At 69.2% G+C, this 22,372-nt stretch carries 25 protein-coding genes; 11 read left to right on the forward strand and 14 right to left on the reverse strand.

Going from position 1 to position 22,372, the window contains the following annotated elements:
- Positions 1–23 precede the first annotated feature (23 nt).
- Genes sigJ through NBW76_RS14630 form a run of 3 tightly spaced genes read right to left on the reverse strand, consistent with a single transcriptional unit; the run spans position 24 to position 2,070 of the window.
- Positions 24–893 (reverse strand): RNA polymerase sigma factor SigJ, encoded by an 870-nt coding sequence (gene sigJ, locus NBW76_RS14620; RefSeq protein ID WP_056552279.1) that lies wholly within the window; start codon positions 891–893, stop codon positions 24–26.
- A gap of 17 nt (positions 894–910) precedes the next feature.
- Positions 911–1,669 carry an SDR family oxidoreductase gene (locus NBW76_RS14625; RefSeq protein WP_056552280.1) on the reverse strand — a complete coding sequence of 253 codons (759 nt, stop codon included), beginning with the start codon at positions 1,667–1,669 and terminating at the stop codon, positions 911–913.
- Positions 1,666–2,070: a hypothetical protein gene (locus tag NBW76_RS14630; protein WP_200932642.1), complete on the reverse strand. Its 405-nt coding sequence runs from the start codon at positions 2,068–2,070 to the stop codon at positions 1,666–1,668. Before NBW76_RS14630 ends, NBW76_RS14625 begins: the two co-directional genes overlap by 4 nt.
- 117 nt (positions 2,071–2,187) lie before the next feature.
- Here NBW76_RS14630 and NBW76_RS14635 point away from each other — a divergent pair, with 117 nt between their 5' ends.
- The 3 genes from NBW76_RS14635 to NBW76_RS14645 are packed head-to-tail and all read left to right on the forward strand — an operon-like array spanning position 2,188 to position 6,155.
- Positions 2,188–3,021, forward strand: coding sequence for an ABC transporter ATP-binding protein (locus NBW76_RS14635; protein WP_082481195.1), 834 nt, complete (start codon positions 2,188–2,190; stop codon positions 3,019–3,021).
- Positions 3,018–4,007, forward strand: coding sequence for an iron-siderophore ABC transporter substrate-binding protein (locus NBW76_RS14640; protein ID WP_235492857.1), 990 nt, complete (start codon positions 3,018–3,020; stop codon positions 4,005–4,007). The genes NBW76_RS14635 and NBW76_RS14640 overlap by 4 nt, the downstream gene beginning before the upstream one ends.
- A gap of 51 nt (positions 4,008–4,058) precedes the next feature.
- Positions 4,059–6,155 (forward strand): iron ABC transporter permease, encoded by a 2,097-nt coding sequence (locus NBW76_RS14645; protein WP_056552283.1) that lies wholly within the window; start codon positions 4,059–4,061, stop codon positions 6,153–6,155.
- A 4-nt stretch (positions 6,156–6,159) separates the two neighbouring features.
- Here NBW76_RS14645 and prfB read toward each other — a convergent pair whose 3' ends face one another.
- Together prfB and NBW76_RS14655 are read right to left on the reverse strand one after the other, a co-directional pair.
- Complete coding sequence (gene prfB, locus NBW76_RS14650) at positions 6,160–7,272, reverse strand: peptide chain release factor 2 (protein WP_056552285.1); 1,113 nt, start codon at positions 7,270–7,272, stop codon at positions 6,160–6,162.
- Between the two features lie 50 nt (positions 7,273–7,322).
- Positions 7,323–9,317 (reverse strand): cutinase family protein, encoded by a 1,995-nt coding sequence (locus tag NBW76_RS14655; protein WP_056552288.1) that lies wholly within the window; start codon positions 9,315–9,317, stop codon positions 7,323–7,325.
- On the opposite strand from NBW76_RS14655, the gene NBW76_RS14660 reads away from it, so the two are divergent.
- Entirely contained in the window at positions 9,316–9,726 is a 411-nt protein-coding gene (locus tag NBW76_RS14660) for an HIT family protein (RefSeq protein ID WP_056552289.1), read from the forward strand. The two genes, NBW76_RS14655 and NBW76_RS14660, sit on opposite strands and share 2 nt — an antisense overlap.
- 54 nt (positions 9,727–9,780) lie before the next feature.
- On the forward strand, positions 9,781–10,299 hold the full coding sequence (locus NBW76_RS14665) for a hypothetical protein (RefSeq protein ID WP_055968824.1): 519 nt from the start codon (positions 9,781–9,783) through the stop codon (positions 10,297–10,299).
- 81 nt (positions 10,300–10,380) lie between these two features.
- On the opposite strand, the gene NBW76_RS14670 is transcribed toward NBW76_RS14665, so the two are convergent.
- From NBW76_RS14670 to NBW76_RS14695, 6 genes are all read right to left on the reverse strand, one after another.
- Complete coding sequence (locus NBW76_RS14670; RefSeq protein WP_055968825.1) at positions 10,381–10,968, reverse strand: hypothetical protein; 588 nt, start codon at positions 10,966–10,968, stop codon at positions 10,381–10,383.
- A gap of 106 nt (positions 10,969–11,074) precedes the next feature.
- Complete coding sequence (gene bla / locus NBW76_RS14675; RefSeq protein ID WP_055968826.1) at positions 11,075–12,001, reverse strand: class A beta-lactamase; 927 nt, start codon at positions 11,999–12,001, stop codon at positions 11,075–11,077.
- 134 nt (positions 12,002–12,135) lie between these two features.
- The gene (locus tag NBW76_RS14680) at positions 12,136–12,546 is read right to left on the reverse strand and encodes a pilus assembly protein TadG-related protein (RefSeq protein ID WP_082481197.1); all 411 of its coding nucleotides are present in this window, start codon (positions 12,544–12,546) and stop codon (positions 12,136–12,138) included.
- A complete protein-coding gene (locus NBW76_RS14685) occupies positions 12,543–12,965 on the reverse strand; it encodes a hypothetical protein (RefSeq protein ID WP_056552297.1) in 423 nt (140 codons plus the stop codon). The genes NBW76_RS14680 and NBW76_RS14685 overlap by 4 nt, the downstream gene beginning before the upstream one ends.
- Positions 12,962–13,360, reverse strand: coding sequence for a TadE family protein (locus NBW76_RS14690; RefSeq protein WP_056552955.1), 399 nt, complete (start codon positions 13,358–13,360; stop codon positions 12,962–12,964). The genes NBW76_RS14685 and NBW76_RS14690 overlap by 4 nt, the downstream gene beginning before the upstream one ends.
- On the reverse strand, positions 13,357–13,518 hold the full coding sequence (locus NBW76_RS14695; protein ID WP_156364647.1) for a DUF5302 domain-containing protein: 162 nt from the start codon (positions 13,516–13,518) through the stop codon (positions 13,357–13,359). Before NBW76_RS14695 ends, NBW76_RS14690 begins: the two co-directional genes overlap by 4 nt.
- 478 nt (positions 13,519–13,996) lie before the next feature.
- Between NBW76_RS14695 and NBW76_RS14700 the strand changes: the two genes are divergently transcribed.
- The 6 genes from NBW76_RS14700 (at position 13,997) to NBW76_RS14725 (ending at position 17,789) form a co-directional block, all read left to right on the forward strand.
- Positions 13,997–14,329 carry a hypothetical protein gene (locus tag NBW76_RS14700; protein WP_056552299.1) on the forward strand — a complete coding sequence of 111 codons (333 nt, stop codon included), beginning with the start codon at positions 13,997–13,999 and terminating at the stop codon, positions 14,327–14,329.
- Positions 14,326–14,700 (forward strand): hypothetical protein, encoded by a 375-nt coding sequence (locus NBW76_RS14705; protein WP_056552302.1) that lies wholly within the window; start codon positions 14,326–14,328, stop codon positions 14,698–14,700. Before NBW76_RS14700 ends, NBW76_RS14705 begins: the two co-directional genes overlap by 4 nt.
- 125 nt (positions 14,701–14,825) lie before the next feature.
- Complete coding sequence (locus NBW76_RS14710; RefSeq protein WP_156364648.1) at positions 14,826–15,320, forward strand: hypothetical protein; 495 nt, start codon at positions 14,826–14,828, stop codon at positions 15,318–15,320.
- 188 nt (positions 15,321–15,508) lie between these two features.
- Positions 15,509–16,318: a hypothetical protein gene (locus NBW76_RS14715; protein WP_056552304.1), complete on the forward strand. Its 810-nt coding sequence runs from the start codon at positions 15,509–15,511 to the stop codon at positions 16,316–16,318.
- Between the two features lie 124 nt (positions 16,319–16,442).
- A complete protein-coding gene (locus NBW76_RS14720; protein ID WP_056552306.1) occupies positions 16,443–17,096 on the forward strand; it encodes a hypothetical protein in 654 nt (217 codons plus the stop codon).
- 246 nt (positions 17,097–17,342) lie between these two features.
- A complete protein-coding gene (locus tag NBW76_RS14725; RefSeq protein WP_056552309.1) occupies positions 17,343–17,789 on the forward strand; it encodes a hypothetical protein in 447 nt (148 codons plus the stop codon).
- A 180-nt stretch (positions 17,790–17,969) separates the two neighbouring features.
- Here the strand turns inward: NBW76_RS14725 and NBW76_RS14730 are convergent, their stop codons facing one another.
- From NBW76_RS14730 to NBW76_RS14740, 3 genes are all read right to left on the reverse strand, one after another.
- Positions 17,970–19,742 (reverse strand): hypothetical protein, encoded by a 1,773-nt coding sequence (locus tag NBW76_RS14730; RefSeq protein ID WP_056552311.1) that lies wholly within the window; start codon positions 19,740–19,742, stop codon positions 17,970–17,972.
- 194 nt (positions 19,743–19,936) lie between these two features.
- Positions 19,937–22,015 (reverse strand): tape measure protein, encoded by a 2,079-nt coding sequence (locus NBW76_RS14735; protein WP_156364649.1) that lies wholly within the window; start codon positions 22,013–22,015, stop codon positions 19,937–19,939.
- Complete coding sequence (locus tag NBW76_RS14740) at positions 22,008–22,301, reverse strand: hypothetical protein (protein WP_056552319.1); 294 nt, start codon at positions 22,299–22,301, stop codon at positions 22,008–22,010. The genes NBW76_RS14735 and NBW76_RS14740 overlap by 8 nt, the downstream gene beginning before the upstream one ends.
- Between the last annotated feature and the right edge of the window lie 71 nt (positions 22,302–22,372).

A 22,372-nucleotide genomic window follows, 5' to 3' on the forward strand; every position in this document is an offset into this window, starting at 1 on the left:
AATCCCGGGCCCGGTGACGCGCCTCAGCCCCATGCGCCCAGCTTCTCGGGGTTGACCGTGATCCACACGTCACGGATCCTCTCCTGCACGTCGAGGACGACCACGGCCGCCACCTGTGGTCCCCGGCGCACCAGCACCCCGGTACGGCCCTCGACACCAGTCGGCTCGAAGGTGAGGTCGGCGTCCTTCGCGGCCAGGCCGAGGAGGAACCGAGCCACGTGGTCGGGGCCACGCACGACGTTGCGTGCCGCGCGCACGATGCCCCCACCGTCCGACGTGAGCGCCACGTCGGGGTCGAGCAACGGCAGCAGCTGGGCGATGTCACCGGTGGCGCAGGCCGCGAGGAAGGACCGCACCACCGCGTCGTGATCTCGCGGGGCTGCCTCACGCCGACGTCGCTCGCGAAGGTCGGCACGAGCCGCCGAGGCGAGCTTGCGGCAGGCCTGCGGGGAGCGGCCCACCGCCGCCGCGATCTCGTCGAACGGCAGCCCGAAGACGTCGTGCAGCACGAAGGAGACCCGCTCGGCCGGGGTCAACGACTCCAGCAGCACCATGACCGCCGACGTCACCTGGTCGTCGAGCGTCACGCGGTCGGCGGGGTCGCTCAGCGCGTCGGGGTCGGGCAGCGGCTCGGGCAGCCACGGACCGACGTACCGCTCTCGTCGGACCCGCGCGGAGCCGAGCTGGTCCAGGCAGACACGGCTCACGACGGTGGTCAACCAGGCGCCGGGTCGGCGGATCCCCATCCGCTCGTCGTCGCCGAGCCGGTACCAGCGCGCGTAGGCCTCCTGCACGGCGTCCTCGGCGTCCGCCCGTGTGCCGAGCAGCCGGAAGGCGGTGGCCAGGAGGCGCTCGCGCTCCTCGAGCGCCGGACCCAGGGACGGTTCGCTCATCGGGTCATCATCGCTGGTCATCCTCGCGGCTCCGAGGTGACGGTCGACAACCAGGCCTCGAACTCGGTCGTGCCGTGGTCGGCCCCGGCGCGCGTGAGGAGCGAGCCGTCGCGCATCCCCCGGCCGAGTGGTCCAGGCAGCGGCACGGCGAGGATGCGACGCCGGTCACCGACCTGCCGCGCGTACGCGCGCACCATGTCGACCATGCGACGGACGTCGGGGCCACCGAGGTCCCTGGCCCGACCGGTCGGTCGCCCGACGGCGAGGGCCACGAGGCGTTCTGCCACCTCCCGCGCCGCGACCGGCTCGCTGCGCATGACGGGGACGAGCACGAACGGCCCGAGCGTCACCTGACCGTGCAGCTGCTGGGCGAACTCGTGGAACTGGGTCGCGCGCAGGATCGTCCAGGGCACGGCACCGGACTCGACGAGCTGCTCCTGGTGCACCTTGCCGACGTAGTAGCCGCCGGTCGCGCGGTCGCTGCCGACGATGCCGAGCGCCACGTGGTGACCCACCCCGGCACGCTCCTCCGCCGCGAGCAGGTGGCGGGTCACCGCGTCGAAGAACCGTCGCGACTCCTGCGCGTCCTGCGTCGCGGTCGAGGTGACGTCGACGACGACGTCGACCCCCGCAAGGGCGACGTCGAGGCCCTCGCCCTCGGTGAGGTCCACCCCCGCCGCACGCGACAGCACGACGACCTCGTGGCCCTCTTCGCGGGCGACGTCGACGACGTGCCTCCCGACCATGCCGGTTCCTCCGGCGACGGCGATCCTCATGGCGTCTTCCTTCCTGTGGGACGTTCGGTGCTTCTCGCCCGGGCAGGGGCGACCAGCGGTACCGCGAGCACCACCGTGGCGCTCAGCGCGACGACCTGACCGATGACGTCCCGGACGGTGAAGCCCTCCAGGTGCGCCAGGTGGTAGGTCAGGTGGGGAACCGAGAACACCAGCCATGCCACGCCGACCGCACGACCGCCCTCGACGCGGTGGCTCGCTGCTGCGACCACGCTCGCAGCGGCGAGGCCAAGGTAGAGCGCCCCGACGTCGCGGACCAGGTGCTCGTTGTAGGGGCCGTCCACCGCGACCCACACCGAGCCGAGGCCCGGGAACGAGTCGTAGAACGAGCGCGGCACGGCGGCCGCCCACGACCCGACGTAGAGCCCGACGACGGCGGTCACCAGCAGGATCGATCGTCGTGTCCTCGTGTTCACACCCCTACGACGACGCAGCCCGCGCAGGTGTGAGGTCCGGGGCCGACGTCGGCGCGTCACATAGGTGTGCCTAACCTTTGTCGCGTGTCCCGCGCCTCGACCCTCCAGCTCCGCGGCACCGGCATCGTGGCCGGCTACCGCCGCGCGACGGTCGTCCACGACGTCGACGTCGCGCTGCACGCGGGCCGGGTCACGGCGCTGATCGGACCGAACGGCTCGGGCAAGTCGACCCTGCTGCGGTCGCTGGCCCACCTGCACGAGCCGGACTCCGGTCGGGTGGAGCTGGGCGACGGCACCCCCGTGGGTGACCTGGCCGGGCGCGACCTGGCCACGCGCCTGACCCTGCTCTCGCAGTCGCGGAGCGTGCCCGGCGGCGTGTCGGTCCGGGAGGTCGTGGAGTACGGCCGTCACCCGCACCGCGGACGCTGGGGAGGCGGCGACCCCGAGGGCGCCGTCGTCGTCGACCGCGTGATGGGGATGTGCGGCGTCACCGACCTCGCCGACCGTCCCGTCGACACGCTGTCGGGCGGGCAGCTGCAGCGCGTCTGGCTGGCCAGCTGCCTGGCCCAGGACACGGCGGTGCTGCTGCTCGACGAACCCACCACGTTCCTGGACCTGCGCTACCAGGTGGAGCTGCTCGACACGGTCCGCGACCTCGCCGACCACCACGACATCGCGATCGGCATCGTCCTGCACGACCTCGACCAGGCCGCCGCGATCGCCGACGACGTCGTGCTGCTCGTCGACGGTCGCGTCGACGCGGCCGGCCCTCCGGCCGACGTCCTCACCTCCGCGCGGTTGAGCGCCGCCTACGGCATCCAGGTCGACGTCCACGTCGACCCCTCCACCGGCCACGTCCGCACCCGCGCCGTGGCCCGTCACCACACCCGTCCGACCCCCCTCAAGGAGACCCCGTGACGTTCATCCGCCTGCCGCTCGTGGCAGCCACCGCCCTGCTCGCCACCGTGCTCGCCGCCTGCGGCACCACCGAGGACGCCTCCGACGGCTCTGCGGAGTCCAGCGGGAAGAAGATCACCCTCACCGACTCGCGCGGCAAGGAGATCACCCTCGACGGGCCCGCCACCCGCGTGGCGGCCACCGAGTGGAACGCGGCCGAGTACCTGGTGTCGCTCGGCGTCCAGCCGGTCGGCGTGTCGGACGTCAAGGGCTTCGCCACCTGGGACAGCGCCGTGGAGCTGGACGGCGACGTGACCGACCTCGGCACGCGCGGCGAGCCGAGCCTGGACACGCTGGCCTCGCTCGACCTCGACGCGCTCGTCGTCACCGACACCCTCGCCGGCGACGCCGTGGAGCAGATCGAGAAGACCATCCCGGTGATCGTCCTGCCCGGCGGCAAGGCCGGCGAGCAGATCGACCAGATGTTCGCCAACCTCGACCTGGTGGCCAAGGCCACCGGCACCGAGGACGAGGCGAAGGACCTGAAGGCCGAGTTCGACGAGAAGCTGGCCGACACCAAGAAGGCCGTCGCCGACTCCGACGCCGCCGGCGCCACCGTGGCGTTCAGCGACGCCTACGACACCGGCGACGCCGTCTCGGTCCGGCCGTACACGGCCACCTCGCAGCTCGGCACGATCCTGGGCGAGCTCGGCTTCGAGAACGCCTGGGACGCCATCGACGGCCTCGAGCCCGACCCGGCCTACGGCCTGGCCCAGACCGACGTGGAGGGCCTGACCAAGCTGCCCGACGACACGCAGTACTGGTACATCGCCAACGACGCCGAGACCGACCCGTACGCGGACACGCTGAAGGACAACACCGTCTGGACGTCGCTGCCGTTCGTGGAGAGCGGCGACGTGGTCCGCTTCCCCGACAAGATCTGGATGTTCGGTGGCCCGAAGTCGATGATCCAGTTCCTGGACGCCGTCGCGGACCAGGTCTCCTGAGGACTGACGACCTGGACCCCGAGGCCACGACCGCATGACCCTCACGGCCCCATGACCCTGACGGCAGAGCGCCCCGGCGTCGAGGAGCACACCTCCCCGACGCCGGTCGGCGCGCCCACGTCCAGGTGGCGGGTCGCGGTCGTGGCCCTCGGGCTGCTGGTCGCCATCGCCGTGGTGGCGGCCGTGCACGTGGTGCAGGGCACCGCCGACGTCGGCGTTCCGGAGCTGTGGGGCTGGCTCACCGGGACCGGGTCGGGGCAGGCGACCGCGGTCGTCGTCGAGTCACGTCTGCCGCGCCTGGCCGCGGGCGTGGTCGTGGGCCTGTCCCTCGGCGTCGCCGGCGCCGTGATGCAGTCGGTGGCGCGCAACATGCTGGCCTCCCCCGACACGCTCGCGGTGAACTCCGGAGCGTTCCTCGCCGTCACCGTCGGCGCGACGGTCGGCGTGCCGTCGGTGATCGCGGGCGACCTCGTGCTCGCCTTCGGTGGCGGCCTCCTCGCGGCTCTCGTCGTCTTCGCGCTGGCGGGCACCGAGTACGGCACCGTCCGGCTGGTGCTCGCGGGCACCGTGATCTCGCTGGGCTTCATGGCGATCTCGACGATGCTGATCATCCTCGACCCGCAGGGCGCCATCGGCCTGCAGGCGTGGCAGGCGGGGACGCTCAGCCAGAACGGCTTCGGCACGCTGCGCCTGATGGCCCCGCTCATGGTCGTGGTGCTGGCCGTGACGCTGCTGCACGCGCGACGCCTCGACCTGCTCACCCTCGGCGACGACGAGGCCCGGTCGCTGGGCGTGCCGGTGCGCAGGACCCAGCTGACGGTGATCGTCCTGGCCGTCCTGCTCTCGGCGGTCTCCGTGACCGTAGCCGGGCCCATCGGCTTCATCGGTCTCGTCGCCCCCGCCCTCGTGCGGCTGGGCACGTCGCGGGTCAAGGGCCTGCACCGTCACCGTGCGCTCGTGCCGCTGTCGGGCCTGGCCGGCGTGGCGGTGGTGCTGCTCGCCGACGTGACGGTGCGGGCGGTCATGGGCTCCCAACGGGCGGTGCAGGTGCCCACCGGGGTGGCCACCACGATCCTCGGCGCGGTGGTGCTGGTCGGCTTCGCCATGCGGCTGCGCGCATCACGGCTGGACGAGGCGGGCAACGCGCTCGACGTGCGCGGACTGGGGGTGCGTCGCCCCGGTCTGCTGATCGGCGTGCTGGTGGTCCTGCTGGTGGTGGTCGCGGGCGCGTCGATGCTGGTGGGCGACCGGATGTTCCTGGTCGGCGACCTGCTCAACTGGCTCGCCGGCCGCGGTGGCCCGATCACGTCGAGCGTCATGGACGCCCGGGCGCCGCGGATCGTCGCGGCCGTGATCGCCGGGGTCGCGCTGGCCGTGTCAGGTGCACTCATCCAGGGCGTGACCCGCAACCCCCTCGCGGACCCGACCCTGCTCGGCGTGTCCGGAGGCGCCTCGGTCGGGGCCGTCGTCGTGGTCACTGCGGTGCCGGCCGCGAGCTTCTGGGCGATCTCGGGGGCGAGCGTGGCCGGGGCGCTGCTGGCCGCGACGCTCGTGTTCGGCCTCGCCGCACGCAGCGGCTTCGCCACCGACCGGCTCGTGCTGCTGGGCGTGGGCGTGGCCTACGGCGCCACGGCCACCGTGACCGTGCTGATCGTGGCCACCGACCCGTTCAACGCGGCCAAGGCACTCACCTGGCTGTCGGGGTCGACCTACGGTCGCGCCTACGAGCACCTGACGCCGCTCGTGGTCGCGTGCGTCCTCCTCCTGCCGATCGCCTTCGCGGCGTCACGTCGTCTCGACCTGCTGTCGGTCGACGAGGACACGCCGCGCGTGGTCGGGGTGGACCCCGCCCGTTCGCGTCTGCTGCTGCTCGGCAGCGGCACGCTGCTCACGGCGGCGGCGGTCTCGGTCATCGGCGTCGTCGGCTTCGTGGGGCTCGTGGCGCCCCACGCCGCACGCGCGCTGGTGGGGCGGCGTCACCGTCTCGTGATCCCGGTGGCGGCCCTGCTGGGTGCGATCGTGCTGAGCCTGTCGGACCTGCTCGGCCGCACGGTCGTGGCGCCGACACAGCTGTCGGCCAGCCTGCTGACCGCGGCCATCGGCACGCCGTACTTCCTGTACCTGCTGCACCGGTCGCGGCGCACCTAGGACGTCAGGCGTTCGCCGTCTCCTGGTTCTTGCGCCAGCGGATGCCGGCCTCGATGAAGTCGTCGATCTCGCCGTCGAGCACCGACTGGGTGTTGCCGGTCTCGTGCTCGGTGCGCAGGTCCTTGACCATCTGGTACGGGTTGAGCACGTAGTTGCGCATCTGGTCGCCCCACGACGCCTGCACGTCGCCGCGCAGCTCGTCGAGGTGGGCACGCTCCTCGGCCTTCTTGAGCGCGAGCAGCTTGGCCTTGAGGATCACCATGGCGCTGGCCTTGTTCTGCAGCTGGCTCTTCTCGTTCTGGCAGCTGACGACCACGCCGGTGGGGATGTGGGTGAGACGGACCGCCGAGTCGGTGGTGTTGACCGACTGGCCGCCGGGCCCGGACGAGCGGTACACGTCGACGCGGATCTCCTCGTCGGGGATGTCGATCTCGTCGGTCTGCTCCAGCACGGGCACGACCTCGATGGCCGCGAACGACGTCTGGCGCCGGCCCTGGTTGTCGAACGGCGAGATGCGCACGAGCCGGTGGGTGCCGGACTCGACCGACAGCGTGCCGTAGGCGTAGGGCGCCTTGATCGCGAAGGTCGTGGACTTGATGCCCGCCTCCTCCGCGTAGGAGGTGTCGTAGATCTGGACGGGGTAGTCGTGCCGCTCGGCCCAGCGCACGTACATGCGCTGGAGCATGAGGGCGAAGTCGGCGGCGTCGACGCCACCGGCGCCGGAGCGGATGGTCACCAGGGCCTCGCGCTCGTCGTACTCGCCCGACAGCAGCGTGCGGACCTCGAGCGACTCCACGAGGGCACGCAGGCGGGTCAGCTCGGTCTCGGCCTCGGCGAGGGAGTCGGCGTCGCCCTCCTCCTGGGAGAGCTCGACCAGCACCTCGAGGTCCTCGAGGCGGCTGCGCAGCTCGACGATGCGCTCCATCTGCGACTGCAGCACGGAGAGTCGACCGGTGACGCGCTGGGCGTTCGCCTGGTCGTCCCAGAGGTCGGGTGCGCCGACCTCCTCCTGCAGCTCGTCGATCTCGGTCTGCATCGCGTCGAGGTCGAGGACCTTCTCGATGGAGGTCAGGGTCGCGCTGAGCTCCTTGATCTGCTCTGCGAAGTCGGTGGCCACCTGTCGAGGCTACCGCCAGGGCCCCGGGCGCGGCCGCTCGGCCGGGCGGTTCAGCGGTCGCCGAGACGGTCGAGCACCAGACGGCCCAGGGCCGCGCCCAGGTCGAGGGTCTCCTGCGCGGAGTAGTCCGCGTGCCGCTCGATCGAGGCGTCGGGACCGGCGTCACAGACCGCGTCACCCTCGTGGCACAGCGCGAGGGTGCGTGCGGCGACGTCGTCGGGCAGGTCGGTCGTCGCGGCCCGCGCGAACGAGGACATCGGGACGACGCCACCGACCTTCGGGACGGACCGGGTGGTCCACGAGGTCGACCAGATCGTCTCCCTCGCGTCCGGGACGGTGCTGGGGTCGGCGAGGAGGCCGACGGCGGCGACGGCGTCGCGACCCGCGCCGTCGGCCTGGACCAGTCCGGCTCGCACGGCGGCAGCACCTTGGGAGGCACCCACGAGGACCACCAGGCTGTCGGGGCAGCGACGCGCGACGTCGGCGGTGAGCGCCGCGACGGCGTCGGCACCGCCCCGCAGGCTCGCCGAGAACGTGGGCCAGTCGACCGAGTCGTCGGCCGGCGGGTACCCGGCCGCCGCGTACCGGACGGGCACCACCGTGAACGAGGTGGCCGGACGGGCCTCCTGCACCGTCGAGTAGGCACCGTGCAGCACGCCGAACGTCGGGACTCCCGTCCCGCCGAAGGCCGCGTCCTCGTAGGCGTCCGAGCCCTGCGGCGCCTCGCCCGAGCCACGTGCCCCGACCAGGACCACGTCGACGCAGGGCACCTGCGGCGCGTCCTCGGCGAGCCACGTGCTGCCCGTGCCCGGCGTGAAGCCCTGCCACGGAACCACCAGCGCGCCGTACCCCCGCACGGCGGCGCCGGTGCCGAAGGCCGCGGGCCCCGTCGGGCTCCCCCAGTCGACGTGGCGGGCGTCGGCGAACCCGTCGGAGTCGAGGCCGGCGGCGGAGGCCGCGACCGATCCACGCCACTGGGCGGACCCGCCCCGGACGACTCGCAGTGCGGTGTCGGCACCGGACACGTGCGACCGCCCGAGGTCGGCGTGCCCGCGCCGAGCGACCCGGATGCCCGGCCAGTCGCCCGCTCGGGGGGCCGTCGACGTGGACGTGAAGGTGGTGGTGCCCGAGCGACCGGCCCGCAGGGTCCCGTGGACGGTGAGGGCGTGGCCGGCGGAGCGCACCACCACGCCGTCCTCCACCGTGAGGGTGGCGCCCGCCGCGACGTCGACCGGACCGGTGAGCACGACGGTGCTTCCCGCCGCCCAGGTGACCTGGCCCGTGATCGTGCCGGAGACCGTGCGCGACGGCTCGGCCGCAGGCTGCGCCGGCGGAGTGGGAGTCGCGCTCGAGCCGGTCGCCGGAGGCGGCACCACCGTGACGGTGACAGTGGGACTGACGGCCGCGGCACGGTATGCGTCGCGCGGCGCGACGACGCGCACGGAGGAGGTGCCGACCGGCAGCTCGAGACCGACGTCGTAGCGGCTGCCGGCGCCCACCCTGCCGTCGGCGGCCCGCCGCCAGGCGCCCGCGACCCGGCGCTCGAGACGGACCGGCGCGCCCGTCCGCGCGTTCCTCACGAGACCCCTCACCTGCACGAACGTCCACGCCGCGGACCGGTGCTCGACGGACAGGCTCACGCTGCTGCCCCGGAGCACGTCCACGCGCCGGACACCACTGGTCACCGCCTTCCGCTTGCCTGCGGCCGGCACCCGGACGCGATAGGACCAGCGACCGGGTGACGCCGCGGCGGTGCGTGCCGTGAATCGCCCGCGCGTCCCCGTGCGCACGGTGGAGAGGCTCAGCCAGCGACGGCCGCTCCAACGCTGCAGCACGACCTTGGTGCGACGAGGCGTGGACGTCACGGTCCCCGAGACGCTCACGCTCGCCCCGACCAGAGGAGTCGTGGGGGCGACCGTCAGCGACACGCGACGCGACGCCGCGTCGGCGGGCCCCAGGCCCGCGAGGACGAGTGCCACCACCAGGCCCGCCAGCAGCGCCGGCCGGCGCGCGGCGCGTCCGGTCGTGTGCTGGGATCGAGCCATGGCGTGCCTGTTCTGCGACGTGGTCAGTAGGAGCGAACCTGCCGAGGTGGTGCTCGACGAGCCGGCGGTCGTGGGGTTCTTGGACAATCGTCCCGTCTTCAGGGGTCACACGCTACTCGTCCCCCGCGTCCACGTGGACACGTTGCTCGAGCTCCCGGACGAGCTGACGGTCCCGCTGTTCTCCGCGGCCCGTCGCACTGCTGCGGCGATGACGTCGGCCCTGGGCGCCCAGGGCACGTTCGTGGCGATGAACAACGTGGTGTCGCAGAGCGTCCCCCACCTGCACGTGCACGTGGTCCCCCGCACCAAGGGCGACGGTCTGCGCGGCTTCTTCTGGCCCCGCACGAAGTACGAGGAAGGCGAGGCTGCGGCCTACGGCGAGCGGCTGCGTCAGGTTCTGGTCGCCTGAGCGTCACCCGGAGGGGGTTGCGCCATGCTGATTCCTCGGGTTGGCATGGAGGGCATGAACACATCGGGGAACAGCACCAGACCGTCCGTCCTCCGCCGCCTCGCGGTGCTCCTGACCGGCACGATGCTCGGTCTCGGCGCCGTGGTCGGCCTGTCCACGTCGGCCTCGGCGGTGACGCAGGCCCAGGCCGAGTCGGCGTTCAGAGCGGCCGGCATCACGTGGTCGTCGTCGGGCGGATGCACCGACCGGACCAACCCCACGTGCACGTCGTTCGACGGGCTGCGCCAGACCAGCGTGGACGGCGCCCGCACGTTGAGGTCCGCCAGCGGCTGCGCACTCAACATCACGGGCGGAACCGAGACCGGTCACGCGGGTGGCACCTACAGCCACGCGAACGGCTACAAGCTGGACTTCAGCCTCTCCAGCTGCCTGACGTCGTACGTGACGAACACGTTCACGTACGTCGGCACCCGCAGCGACGGAGCGCGGCTCTACCGGTCGGGAGCCGGCAACGAGTACGCCCAGGAGGGCAGCCACTGGGACGTCACCTTCCACACCTGCGGCGGCTGCTGACCCGGAGCCGCCCACGACCTGCTCGAACGGAGACGGCGCCCCACCCGGTGAGGGTGGGGCGCCGTCGTGCTGCGGAGGGAGTCAGGACAGCTTCTTCTGGCGGTAGAAGTCGTACTGGTCCGAGCCGATGCCGTACGACAGCTTGCGGTAGGTGGTGCCGTAGGTGCCGCGCTGCTCGACGGCCCAGTACTGGGTCTTGGCCGAGTTGGCCCACTTCTCGAACAGGACCACGTGGCGCGAGGTGCTCGTGCCGTTGGGGTCGATGATCGTGTCGCCCTTCCTGAGGTTGTTCTTGCTGGTGAACCTCGTGCTGACGCTGGAGTCGGCCAGACCGACCGTGTTGAGGCCCGGCTTGCCGTACGCGTAGGCCATGCTCACGAAGCCGGAGCAGTCCTGGCGGTAGCCGTCCTTCCAGTTCGAGACCTGGCTGTACGGGACGGGCTTGCCGTTGTTGGCCGTCAGCCACTTCTTGGCGCGCGTGATGACCGTGGCGCCGCTGATCGTCGCCTTGGTCTGGACGGTGTCGTCGCTGACAGCGGTGACGTTGCTGCCGCTCGTCTCGCCCTGGGTCGGCGCGAGCGAGGCGCCGGCAACCGACGTCCCGGCGAGCGGGGCGACGAGTGCGGCTCCGGCGACGGTGAGGGCGAGCTTCCTGCTGATGCGGTTCATGAATCCCCCCGAGGGATCTCGCCGGGCCTGTCCCGGCTCTCGTCGACGACGCTACGAGCGGGTGCTGCGAATTCGCTGCGAAGCCCCCGGGGGTCTCCGGGGTCGCTCAGTCGGCCTCGGGGTCGAACCCGGCGACGGCCACGCGGGTGGCGTCGGCGATGAGGTCGTTGTCGTACTCGGCGTCCTGCTCGGTCTTCGACGACATGATGACGAGCACGATCGGGTCGCCGTCGGCGCGGCGCAGCACGGCGATGTCGTTGCGGGTGCCGTAGGCGGCGGCGCCGGTCTTGTCCGCGACCTCCCAGTTGTCGGGGACGCCCGAGCGGATGAGGTCGTCACCGGTGGTGTTTCGGACCATCAGGTCGGTGAGCATGGCGCGCGCGTAGCCGTTGTTCACGGCGTCACCGTCGGCCGGGAGCAGCGTGAACGCGCGCAGGGTGGTGGCGAGCGCCTCGGGCGTGGTGGTGTCGCGGTCGTCGCCGGGGACGGCCTCGTTCAGCTCGGGCTCGATGCGCGACACGATCGTCGTCTCGTCGCCGATCTCGCGCAGGACTCCCTGCAGCTCCTCGGGTCCTCCGAGCAGGTCGAACAGCAGGTTGCCGGCGGTGTTGTCGCTGTACCGCACGGCGGCGTCGGCGAGCTCACGGACCGTCAGGTCGGTCTCGCCCTCCTCGACGGCCTTCTCGAGCTCGGGCGAGTTCTCGACGAGGTCCTCCTCGCCCAGCTCGACCGTCTGGTCCAGGACAGAGCGAGGCTTCTCGTGCAGGAGCGCACCGACGGCGAGCGCCTTGATGGTCGACGCGTACGCGAACCGCTCGTCGGCCCGGTGCTCGACGACCTGTCCGGTGCCGGTGTCGATGGCGTAGACGCCGAGGCGCGCGTCGTACTCCTCCTCCAGGTCGGCGAAGTCGGCCGAGAAGGTGGGCGACGCGGTGGCCGTCGGCTCCTCGCCGCCGTCCGGGGTGTCGTCCCCGCCGGTGCACCCGGCGAGCACGAGGGCGGCGGCGATCACGGGCAGCAGCAGACGACGCATGCCCCTATTCGACCAGATCGCCTCGAACGCCCCTCCCTGACCCACATCCGTTTCGGACAGTTGAGGGGCGGTCAGGTCGGCCGGCACGACCCGGAAGTGTCCGAGACGGGCCCGCCCCGGCGAGTGGTACCGGGTCACGGTCGCCGCAGCTGCGACGACGCCTCCGCCGAGACGCGGGCCTGGTCGGGCCAGCCGGGCGGGGTGAAGGGCAGCTCGACGTCACGCTCGAGCCGGACGCTCACCGTGTCACCCCGGACCGCGACGTCGACACCGGCGACGTCCTCGCCCGCGAGGTAGCCGGCCACCAGCTGTCGCGACGCGGCGGGATCGAGCTCGATCGTCCGCTCGGCGTAGAAGGCGCCCTCGTCGAGACCGTCGGCCGCGGCCAGCGCGGCCCCGTCGGTCAGGTGGGCGAGCTCCTGACGCTGCAGGTACGCCGACGACGCGTTCACCACGACCGCGAGGAGCAGGCCGATCACCACGAGGAAGCCGATCGTCATGACCGTCACGCTCCCCCGCTCGTCGCGCCCCACCCGGCGCGTCATCGGCCCTCCCGGAACGAGCCGAACGGCTCGGTGTGGTCGGAGTCGACGGCGATGCCACCGATCCGCTCCCCCAGCGCCGACGGGGTGAGCGGCAGCGGCTGGACGGTGCGCACCGACACCCGCACCGAGGACCCGGGCTGCAGGCACGCGTCCGGCGTCGGGAGGCAGGTGACCACCACGTCGGCGTCGACCCGTTGGTCGGCGAGCGCCACCGCTGCGGCCCTGCGCGCCCGGTCGGCGGCTGTGGCGGTGTCGGGCGCCTGCACGTAGGCACGGGCCGCGGCCTTGCTGGCCGAGGAGACCCCGTAGGCGGCGCGCTGGGCGTCGAAGACCGCGATCATCACGTAGACGAACGGCACGAGCAGGAGCACCGTCAGCCAGACGAACTCCACCGGGGCCGAGCCGCGCTCGCACCTCACGGCTCCTCCTGCAGGAGTGCGCGACCGCGGACGTCGAGAGAGACGCTCGGCCCGAGGACCCCCAGCGCCGGCACCTCGGCACGCACCCGCACGACGAGCGCCGGGGCGCCGTCGACGGACCCCCGCGATGCCGTCACCGACCTCGCGAACCGCTCGGACAGGCTGCCCGAGATCATCCGTCGCGTCCGCGCCACCGCCTCACCGCTCGAGGCGCCGAGCGGGGCACCTGCTCGCGCGCCGTCGGACGCGGCGGCGGTGAGGGTGTTGCGGACGTGCAGCACGAGGCCCAGCTGCATGATGCCGAGCACGAGCGGGACGAGCACCACCACGACGAGCACGTAGTCGACGACGGCCGACCCGCGCTCCTGGTGTGCTCGACGCTCGCGGCGGGTCAGACGCTCTTGCGGCGGAACTCCGGCTGGGCGATCGGCTTGTCGGCACCGTGCGACTTCTCGCTGCCGTCGTGCTCGGCGGTCTGGGCCGACGCGTGGTGCTTGCCGGCCTTCTTCTCGAGGGCCTCGCGCATCTTGGCCTTCAGGTCGTCGTTCGCCACGGTGCCTCCTAGGGTTCCGGCCACCGTACCCCCAGGGCACCCCGAACGGTGGCAGCATGCGAGCGCTCGCACTCGCGAGAGATCGGCTCCGCACCGGACCTCAACGCACCGAGTCGAGCGCGTCCCTGAGCATCGAGCTCAGCTCCGGGCCGGCGATCGCCGCCAGCAGCGCGACGAGGCCGGCGGACATGACCGTGATCATGACCCACCCGGGCACGTCACCCCGTTCGTCGTGCGGGGGATGCTGCAGTCGTTCGAGGACTCTTCTGTTCAGTCGTGACATGACGCTCCTTCAGCTGGAGAGGCGGAGGCCGACGAGGCCCGGGTAGAAGGCGAAGACGACGGTGACCGGCAGCACGAGGAAGACGACGGGGAGCAACATTCGTCAGCGCTACACCCGGCTGACACGAAAGTGCTCCCGCGTCGTCTGAAGCGACCGGGAGCGTGGACCGACCCAACCACCAACGAAGGATCGATCATGAGCAACGCTACCGCTCTCCCGCCGTCACTGACTTGCCTCGACGGGATGCAGCTCGACTCGTTTCGCATCTACCCGGAGCCCGGCGGCGTCTGGCACTATGCCGCCGATCCGGACATCGGGATCAAGGTTCAGCAGGGCGTGGGCCGCTCGTCGGAGCAGGCCGTCCAGATCGCGCATGAGCAGACCACGCTCGTGATCGTGCTGCATGAAGACGGTCAGGCTGGACAGCGATCGGTGACCACCGACAGCGAGGCCACGATCGTCGAGCTGCGTGAAGCGATCGAGCTCTTGCAGGCGATGCTGAGCGCTCACGAGGCGGTGCAGGCATGACCGCGCTCGAAGGCGAGACGCTGCCCGTCCAAGCGCGCGAGACGTTCACCTGTCCGAGGTGGTGCACCGCGGTTCACGACCGCGAGGCCCTGCACGCCTGGGACGACGGGCAGTGGACGGTGCATCACGAGGGCGAGGAGATCGCGTGGCCCACGTCGCGCGGCACGGAGATGACCGCTCGGCTCGTGTGGACGGAGATCGTCGGCTCGCGGCCGATCGTCGTCGAGGGTTGGACTGACTTCGACCCCGTGAGGATCGAGCTCGGCGGCGACGACGGCAGCGGCTACATGGGCACCCACGAGGTCATGCCGAGCGACTGGCCAGAGTGGCAGCGTGTGCTGACCGCGCTCTGGGAGAAGGCCAAGTCGTGAGTACCGCACGATCTCCTCGTCCCGAACTCGACCCAAAGCTCGCCGAAGCTATCGCTCAACGTATGTGGACTCGCCCTTCCGCGTACCAACCGTGGACCGATCTTCGTTCGCGCAGAGGCGTGGACATGCAATGGCACATCGGGAAGGTCAGCAAGTGGGACCGGCCCCTCGGAGTCACCGACTTCACCAATCTGTCCATCACCCTCCGCGCCGATCTCACAGAACAGCAACTGCGATGCACTCTGACTCATGAACTCGTGCACCTCGAGCGTGGGCCGACCAACTACACCGGCCTTTCTACGCCACGCGAGGAAGAGAAGGTGCATCTTGTTGCGAGTCAGCGACTGGTCGATCCGGTGCTGTTCGAGCTCCTGGCGAAGGACTCTGACGACCGAGCCTTCTCCGGTCCCGCGCGCATCCGCCTTCTAGGAGTGGATCTTCGGACTCTCAAGGTATGGGCGAAGTGGCGGGCCGGAGTTCAGATGAAGACCGCTCTGGCTCGATTCGAGCAATTCCATCCTGAGCAGCCTCCTCAAAGGCCTGCGCCATGGATGGAGCGCTACCGCGCGTCGCACCCCTGGGTCGAGGCGGCCTTTGAAGAAGAGGCGGCCGCGCAGTGATCGCCCGCTTCAACCTCACCCGAGGCTCACCCGGCCCGCCGTCCCTCGAGGGCGGCAGAGGCATTCGTCAAATGACGATTACCTCGCTCGAGCGGTAATCGGGATTCCCCGATTGACCCTGTCCACATTTGTAGACACGCCGACCCCTCGCAGGTGTTCAATCCTGAACACCTCAGACAGGACCCCTCATGCCCACCACCCCCACCGTCGAGATCGTCGACGTCTCCCCCGAGCTCGCCGAACGCTGGCTCGCTAAGAACCCGAACAACCGCAACATCCGCAAAGCCGTGATCGACGGCTATGCCCGCGACATGACCACCGGCAACTGGGTCCTTAACGGCGAGACCCTCAAGTTCGACACCGCCGGCCGGCTCATCGACGGCCAGCACCGACTCTCGGCCGTGATTGTCGCCCACACCACTGTCCCGATGATCGTGGTCCGCGGGGTGGACGAGACCGTGATGGACACGGTCGATGCCGGCGCGAAACGTACCTACGCAGACGCTCTCAAGCTCCAGGGCGAGGAGAACACCACCACCCTGGCTGCGGTCGCCAGACGGGCTGTCATGTGGTCCAAAGGCGCCCGCACGAACACCGGTGCTGTCCGTCCGACGCCACGCGAGATGAATGCGTTTCTGGAAACCCACCCGAGCATCCGGACGTCGGCCGACGCAGCAGTGCGCCTTGCCTCCCGCACGCTCCTGCCCGCATCCGTGGTCGGTCTCTGCCACTGGCTGTTCGCCGACCTCGACACCGACGATGCCGACTGGTTCCTCGCGCGCATCGCGGACGGAGACGGCGTGCCCAGCAACTCCCCCGTCGCCGCCCTGCGCAACCGCATCGTGAAGATGCGCGTCTCCGGCGGACGGGTGAACGAGACGGAGGCACTGGCGCTCGTCATCTACGCCTGGAACGCGCACCGCCGCGGCGAGACACGGAACAAGCTGCAGATGCCGAAGGGTGGACTAACCCCCGAGAACTTCCCGGAGCCGCGCTAGAGGTCGTACCACTCACCGCGCCAAAGAGTTGTAGGTTTCCCTTGTGACTGGCGCTCGTCTATGGAGTTCTGCACTCATTCTTGAGTGGGATCCAATCCTCACGTTCGCTCGCCGACGATCCGAGTTGCTGGACTGGTACGAAGAGAACCTGACGCCCAAGGCCTTCATCGACGAGGAAGACATCGTCGGCGTCGCCGTCGGATCCTTGCAACACCGGGTGAACACCGGCCGCAACTCGCTGGTGCTCCAACAAGTCACCACAGAGCGCTTGCCCAGTTCGGTGGCACGAACCATCGAAGGAACGCTCAACACGATGCGCCCCCAGAACATCCGCGTGAGCGGCTTTCGCGCATTGATTAGCGTGCCCGTCGACCTCGACTTCGACGAAGTTCGCGAGTCGCTGGCGCAGCGCGCAGTTCGGTTCAACTTGTCGGAACGCGTCCCGCCGACGTTCCGCGCATCAGATGTGGCCATCCTTGCTGACATCGAGGACGAACTCGGGCCACTTCAGGTCGAGTTCGGCGTCGTGAACGCTCAGCAGTTGAGGGAGCGCCTCCGCCAGGACGTTCGCGGTCGGACCTTGAAGTTCGGTGCCCAGCATGTGCTACCTGCGGACCCGCGAGAGAGCGAGCTGCCGCCCTGCTCAGTGTTCGGCGAAGTCCTGATCTTTCAGCCATCGACTACTGGTCTCACCAGCGCGAACGAGATCTTGGCGGCCCGTGAAGGTTTCGTCTCAAAGGCAACGGGCGTCGTGCGGGAACTAGCGGCGGGGCTGTAGTGTTTACATTCTTAGAGCAGAGGGGAGACGACCATGACGACTATCGCTTACACAGACGCACCCAACACGGTTCGCGCAGTGGACGAGGCAAGTTGGATCGTGGTTCGCTCATCCAGCCGAGCGAAGTCCGCTTCACTCACACCTTCCGAGCTTGCTCTTCTGGCAAGCGACTCGGACGCGCCGATCGCTCACTTCACGCCTTCCAAACCGCGTCCAGCCTTCGACTGACATCCTCCGGCGCGTCCGATGCCCGGACGTAGGGCCGAGGAGAGCGACCGGCACGATCTTGAGTCGTTTTGTTGTCAGTCTCCGGAACGTGAGTGGGAAGCTGAGGTCGAGGATGCCATCCGCGGCGCTCTCGGGTGGCAGGCTGAGCGGCAGGACCGCGAGGTCCGGCTGTTCCACTTCAACCACGATCTATCGGTCGTAGTTGGGTATGAGGACGCCGACGAACACGACCCTGAGGCAGGCATTTTCGTAGCCTTTATGGGCGTGCACCTGTTCCACCAAGGGAACGAGTATGGCCCTCACGCGTTCGACACCCTCCTCCCGGAGTTGCGGGAGAGAGCTCTTGGGGGACGCATTTCCGCGCGCGTGCACCCGTTGAATGAGCACAGCAAGTCCGCGCTGAGCAAGCTCAACTTTGGTCTCCTCGAAGTTGAGGAAGACTACGAGCTCTGGCGCACTGTCTAGACCTCGCACTCGGCGCTCACTGCGTGCGTTGGGATGCATGCAGCTTCGAGTCCGAACCGGGCGTTAGCACGCTCGACGTCGCGCCACGGAGCTCGGCGGCCTGGCGCTCGTCGACCGGAAGCATGCTTCCGGTCGGAAGTGAGGTAACCGTCGCGGCTGCGTCGATTGACATGCTTCGACTCAAAGGTCGCCAGGTTCTCCCCGATCGAGGATCGTAATGGTCCCCTCAGACCAACGGTGGGCATGGCGACGGCGCTTGAGAGGAAATGACACGACTCGCGCGCGACGTGCCACGTTCAACAGGGCGGGCAAGATTGCGAGCCCAGCGAGCGCCGACACGACCCCCCAAGCCGCCACTACAGCTGCTGAAACTTCGCCCTCGCGAAGGGGAGCGAGCAACGAGCCGAGGAAGGGTGTGCCCGCCGGCACAGTTCGCAGTTCACGCACGGCCTCCGCAAGGGATGGTACGGAGAAAACCAGGGCAACCACTAGGGCAGCGGCGGCTAACCATACGCCGCGAGATGCACTCTTTTCCGATCTCCCCACGGCGATGAGCGAGCCGAGATCTGAAACTCTGTCACGGAGCCGGGCTCGCGTCCCAGAAGCCCCCATCGCTTCCAACATGCGGCTGGCATCATCGCTTGCGGAACCGTAGGAAAACACTGGGTGATCGAACTCTTCGAGCGCCAGAATGAGCCTCAATTGATGCTGTCGAAGTCCCCGAAGGCCTTGTCCGGCCGCCACCGCAAGGGCGTCGCTAAGAACGCGCAAGGACATCAACTGGATAAGGAAGATCTCGACCACAATCTGAGCGGTGGCGAACCTCTCAATCTGATTCTCGATGACCTCGTCCGGCGCGCTGAGAGACACTGTGATCGCCTGTGAGTGCCAGAGGGACGAGCGTTCCATGAAAGAGGTGTCCGGGGGAACGGCTTCCTTTTGTTGGCGGGTGAGCGATCTACGATCAGGCAATTTGAGCAGGATGTTTGCAAGGTCGTTCTCGTGCTTCTTGCGCCAACTCTGGTGAGAGCGACAGCATCCGCCGGCACGGAACTGCAAGGTGGGGTAGCACAACCACTCTCCGTAAGACTCAAGCTTCGCAGCTCGCAATACAGCTTCCTGGAGAACGGCCCAGACGTCGTCGAGCCCCAATCCCATTGACTCCTGGGACCGGGGTAGACGGACCCAGCCTTCAGCGTCCGTTTCTTGAGCGTCCGACGCCAGGCTTGAGGATGCAGCCAGCCCCGGCGCAAGCCAAGCGTCTTCTAGCCGTACCTCTGAGGCCCGTAGGGCCTCGAGTAGATCGACGGTCTCAATTGACTCAGGAAGCTCCAATTGGAGCGACACCAGAACCACGCCGCCGGAACCAAGCAGCAACAGAGGATGGCAAATCTGCTCCACTCGTTTGCCCGCCAACTTGACCACGAGTTTGATCGGCCGCAACTGCACTCTGACGGCGGTCGATCGATCCAGGTAGGACGGCCTGAGCATCCGCATCTCAAAAAATCGCAAGGCAGCTAGGTACACCTGCGCGGATGCTGCCGTCGAACGGATCTCCTGAGCGGCCTCTTCAAGAACGGCGATGGTCTCCTGAAGGCTCTGACCCTCGTCCGGCGTAGATCCCGGAACCGGACGCCGTGGTCGTGCGGCCTCCAGTGCAACTCGAGTCAACGTCCCGATGGTCCTCGGGTTTCTGGCACTTAGCCTGAGCAGATCACGGAACCCGACTCTGTCGAGTTCCACCAACTGGCGCAGGACGTCCGCGAGGTCGTCTGCCTTCCTCATAAGTCGATCTCGCTGACGGAACTCCGGTGCGAGGAGGACATTCGACCTAGCTGAGTATGAGACGGCATCCGCCATTCCGCTGCCGAGCAGACGGTCGGCGGCTCCGCTCAAGCCCTTGAGTTCGACCCCGAAGGCCCAAGTGAACAACACATGGCTGTCCTCGAACACGGCCTCATGCGTCCTCCACATAAGAGCGAGCGTGCCATATGCCCAGGTCTTTCACGGGTGCGTTTTCAGCCGCGAACGACACGTTAACCTCAGGGCCCCATCGCATGAAGTCGCATGTTGCCGTGACCGTGGAGACCCAGCGGGGTCGTCGGGTCTCACTGACGGCGTCAATCGCCAGGACTCCGTCGCTCACGTCAGCCCCCCATCGAGTGGAGGCGCATGTTCCCCCGGTCGTCAGCTCGCCAGGTGGCTCCGGTGAGTCCCTTGATCACGCCTCGGGTGACGGCGGCCTGCAAGTCAGCAGTTGAACTTCCCGAGGACTCAGCAGCCGTCTTCGGCTTCATGTTCGCGATCCGCTTGGACTCCTGCGCCGTGTGAACCTGCGAGCCCTTCGGGAGGTTGATGAGCTCGGGGCCGCGCTCACCCACCCAGGTCAGACCGCCGCGCCAGTTGTCCGTGCCCTTGGCGTTGTTGCCGACCTTGACCTTCGCGTTCTTCGCGATGATCGAGTCGAGACGCGAGCCGACTGCCGCGAGCCCGGCGAGCGCTCCACCCAGGCCATTGATCCGAATCTCCGCGGCGACCTTCTTGCCGTCGAGCTTCCCGAGTGCCTCGTTGGTCTGGTTGAGGCCGCGGCGGAACCCGTTGATGTTTGACTGAACACCACCGATTGACTTCGAGAGAACGTCGACGGATGCCTTGGCCGCCAGGTTCGCCCCGTAGCTGTCTCCCTGGGCGGCTACGTAGCGGTTCGTAGCAGCGTTCACGCGGTCGAAAGCGGCCCTGTTGCCCAGTGCTGCGTCCGTGACGTCTGCAAGCGAGATACCCATTTCCTCGGCGATCGTGAGGGCTCCGCTGTCCTGCAACGACTTGGCGGCAGCGGCACGGGATGCAGCACTCAGCGCACCCGTCTGCTGATTCAGGGTGGCAACGACTGCGGCGCCGGCAGCCTTGAATCGCGCCTGTGATGCTGCGGCCGCATCGGACTTGCTCGTGAAGATCGACAGCACTCCGCCGGCAGCGCCAAACGCCGCACCCCAAGGGCCGCCGACGGCGAACCCTGCGGCCGCACCAGCGCCGACCGTCGCGAGGGAGCCCAGCGAGCTGGACGCGCCGCCGGTCTTGCTGGCGAGCGTCGCGAACCCAGCCGCGGCGCCGAGGGCGCCAACCTTCAGTCCAACCGACTTCGCCGTGGTCAGCGCGGCCTGACGATCGAAGTTCGCCAGCGACGGCGTGGCGATGTCGAAGCGGCTCTTGAGGACCAGTGCGGCACCGGCCAGCAGGAGGATCTTCTGCGCGCCGCCGGGGAGTGCCGCGAAGCCGCCCGCGATCGCCTTCAGGACGGGGGCGACGGTCTTGCCGGCGTCCGCAATCGACTTCAGCACATCGACGGTCGGCGGACCGACATCCTCGATGAACGTGCCGAACCCTCGTCCGAACTTCTCAGCAGCGGGCCCGAGCTCGTCGAGGCGCTTGGTGACTGAGCCCATGCCGCCGGAAAGCTTCGGGAAGACTCCGGAGAGGGCGCTGGCGCCGAGCCGTCCGAGGGCGGCGTTCATGTTCTTGAATGCGCCAGAGGTGGTCTTGCCGGCCTCCATCGCCGCCCCGCCAACCTGCCGACGAAGCGCCTTCTCAAGGACTCCCGCGCTGATCTTGCCCTTCGAAGCGAGATCCTTGACCTCGCCAGCGGAGACGCCGAGTTCCTTTGAGAGGAGCTGATAGACCGGCAGCCCGCGCTCCGCAAGGGTCTGAAGTGTGTCGTTGTACGCGGCGCCGATCGTGCGCGCCTTGTTCAAGACCCGGCCAGACTCCTCCATCGAGGTATTGGTCTGGGCGGCGACGTCCGCCACGGTGCCGAGGTACTTCGCCAACTGCTGGCCCGGCTTGATTCCAGCGGCGACAGCGCCGGCAGCCGTAGTGGCGGCCTCGTCCAAGCCAAACGCGGTGCCCTTCACGGACTCCAGTGCGTTCGCCATGATCTTGTCGATGGACTTCGCCGAGTTGCCCAGCCCTCGCAACTTCGCCTCGGCGTCCTCGATCCCCTTGAGGCGTCCGAATCCCTTTGACAGCGCAGTGCCGACGACAGCGCCGACGCCCACCGCGGCGACCTTCATGCCCGTCTTGGCGACCTTGCCGAACGCGGCCGTGAGGCTCTGGCCGCCGCTCTTGCCCGCCTTGTCGAGAGGGGTGGCGATCTGCTTGTTGAGTTTGGATTCCCAGCCTTTGAGCGATGGTGCCACCGTCACATAAGCGGGGCCTGCGACTTCAGCCACGATGGGCCTCCTCGTCTAGGAAGACGGCGACCTGGTTGGCGATCACGTCCTCGTCATTGGTGATCGCCTCACGGAGGATGCGACGGCGCTGGCGCTTGCTCTTGGCGGGCAGTCGGTCGGTGAGCTGGATCAGGCAGTCGACCAGGTAGGCCGCAGCCCACTTCGCCTCTGCTTCATTTGCGCTGTTGATCAGCCTGAGCGACCGTGCGCTGTCATCGAGCGACGCCGCGGCGACTGCCTGCTGAGCAAGTCGGATGCCGTTGCCGGCGTCAGTCGAGGAGGTCATCGCGGGCCTCCCCGCGTGACCAGGGGGAGGTCCCCGTTCCTCCTGGCCTCGGCCCTCCTCCGGCACAGGGC

The sequence above is a fragment of the Aeromicrobium sp. Leaf245 genome (assembly GCF_942548115.1).
GTDB lineage: Bacteria > Actinomycetota > Actinomycetes > Propionibacteriales > Nocardioidaceae > Aeromicrobium.

Coding starts and splice junctions, on each gene's coding strand:
- sigJ (WP_056552279.1), bottom strand. CDS start 893: ATGAGCGAACCGTCCCTGGGTCCGGCGCTCGAGGAGCGCGAGCGCCTC.
- NBW76_RS14625 (WP_056552280.1), bottom strand. CDS start 1,669: ATGAGGATCGCCGTCGCCGGAGGAACCGGCATGGTCGGGAGGCACGTC.
- NBW76_RS14645 (WP_056552283.1), top strand. CDS start 4,059: ATGACCCTGACGGCAGAGCGCCCCGGCGTCGAGGAGCACACCTCCCCG.
- NBW76_RS14660 (WP_056552289.1), top strand. CDS start 9,316: ATGGCGTGCCTGTTCTGCGACGTGGTCAGTAGGAGCGAACCTGCCGAG.
- NBW76_RS14655 (WP_056552288.1), bottom strand. CDS start 9,317: ATGGCTCGATCCCAGCACACGACCGGACGCGCCGCGCGCCGGCCGGCG.
- NBW76_RS14665 (WP_055968824.1), top strand. CDS start 9,781: ATGAACACATCGGGGAACAGCACCAGACCGTCCGTCCTCCGCCGCCTC.
- NBW76_RS14670 (WP_055968825.1), bottom strand. CDS start 10,968: ATGAACCGCATCAGCAGGAAGCTCGCCCTCACCGTCGCCGGAGCCGCA.
- bla (WP_055968826.1), bottom strand. CDS start 12,001: ATGCGTCGTCTGCTGCTGCCCGTGATCGCCGCCGCCCTCGTGCTCGCC.
- NBW76_RS14680 (WP_082481197.1), bottom strand. CDS start 12,546: ATGACGCGCCGGGTGGGGCGCGACGAGCGGGGGAGCGTGACGGTCATG.
- NBW76_RS14700 (WP_056552299.1), top strand. CDS start 13,997: ATGAGCAACGCTACCGCTCTCCCGCCGTCACTGACTTGCCTCGACGGG.
- NBW76_RS14705 (WP_056552302.1), top strand. CDS start 14,326: ATGACCGCGCTCGAAGGCGAGACGCTGCCCGTCCAAGCGCGCGAGACG.
- NBW76_RS14710 (WP_156364648.1), top strand. CDS start 14,826: ATGCAATGGCACATCGGGAAGGTCAGCAAGTGGGACCGGCCCCTCGGA.
- NBW76_RS14715 (WP_056552304.1), top strand. CDS start 15,509: ATGCCCACCACCCCCACCGTCGAGATCGTCGACGTCTCCCCCGAGCTC.
- NBW76_RS14725 (WP_056552309.1), top strand. CDS start 17,343: ATGCCCGGACGTAGGGCCGAGGAGAGCGACCGGCACGATCTTGAGTCG.
- NBW76_RS14740 (WP_056552319.1), bottom strand. CDS start 22,301: ATGACCTCCTCGACTGACGCCGGCAACGGCATCCGACTTGCTCAGCAG.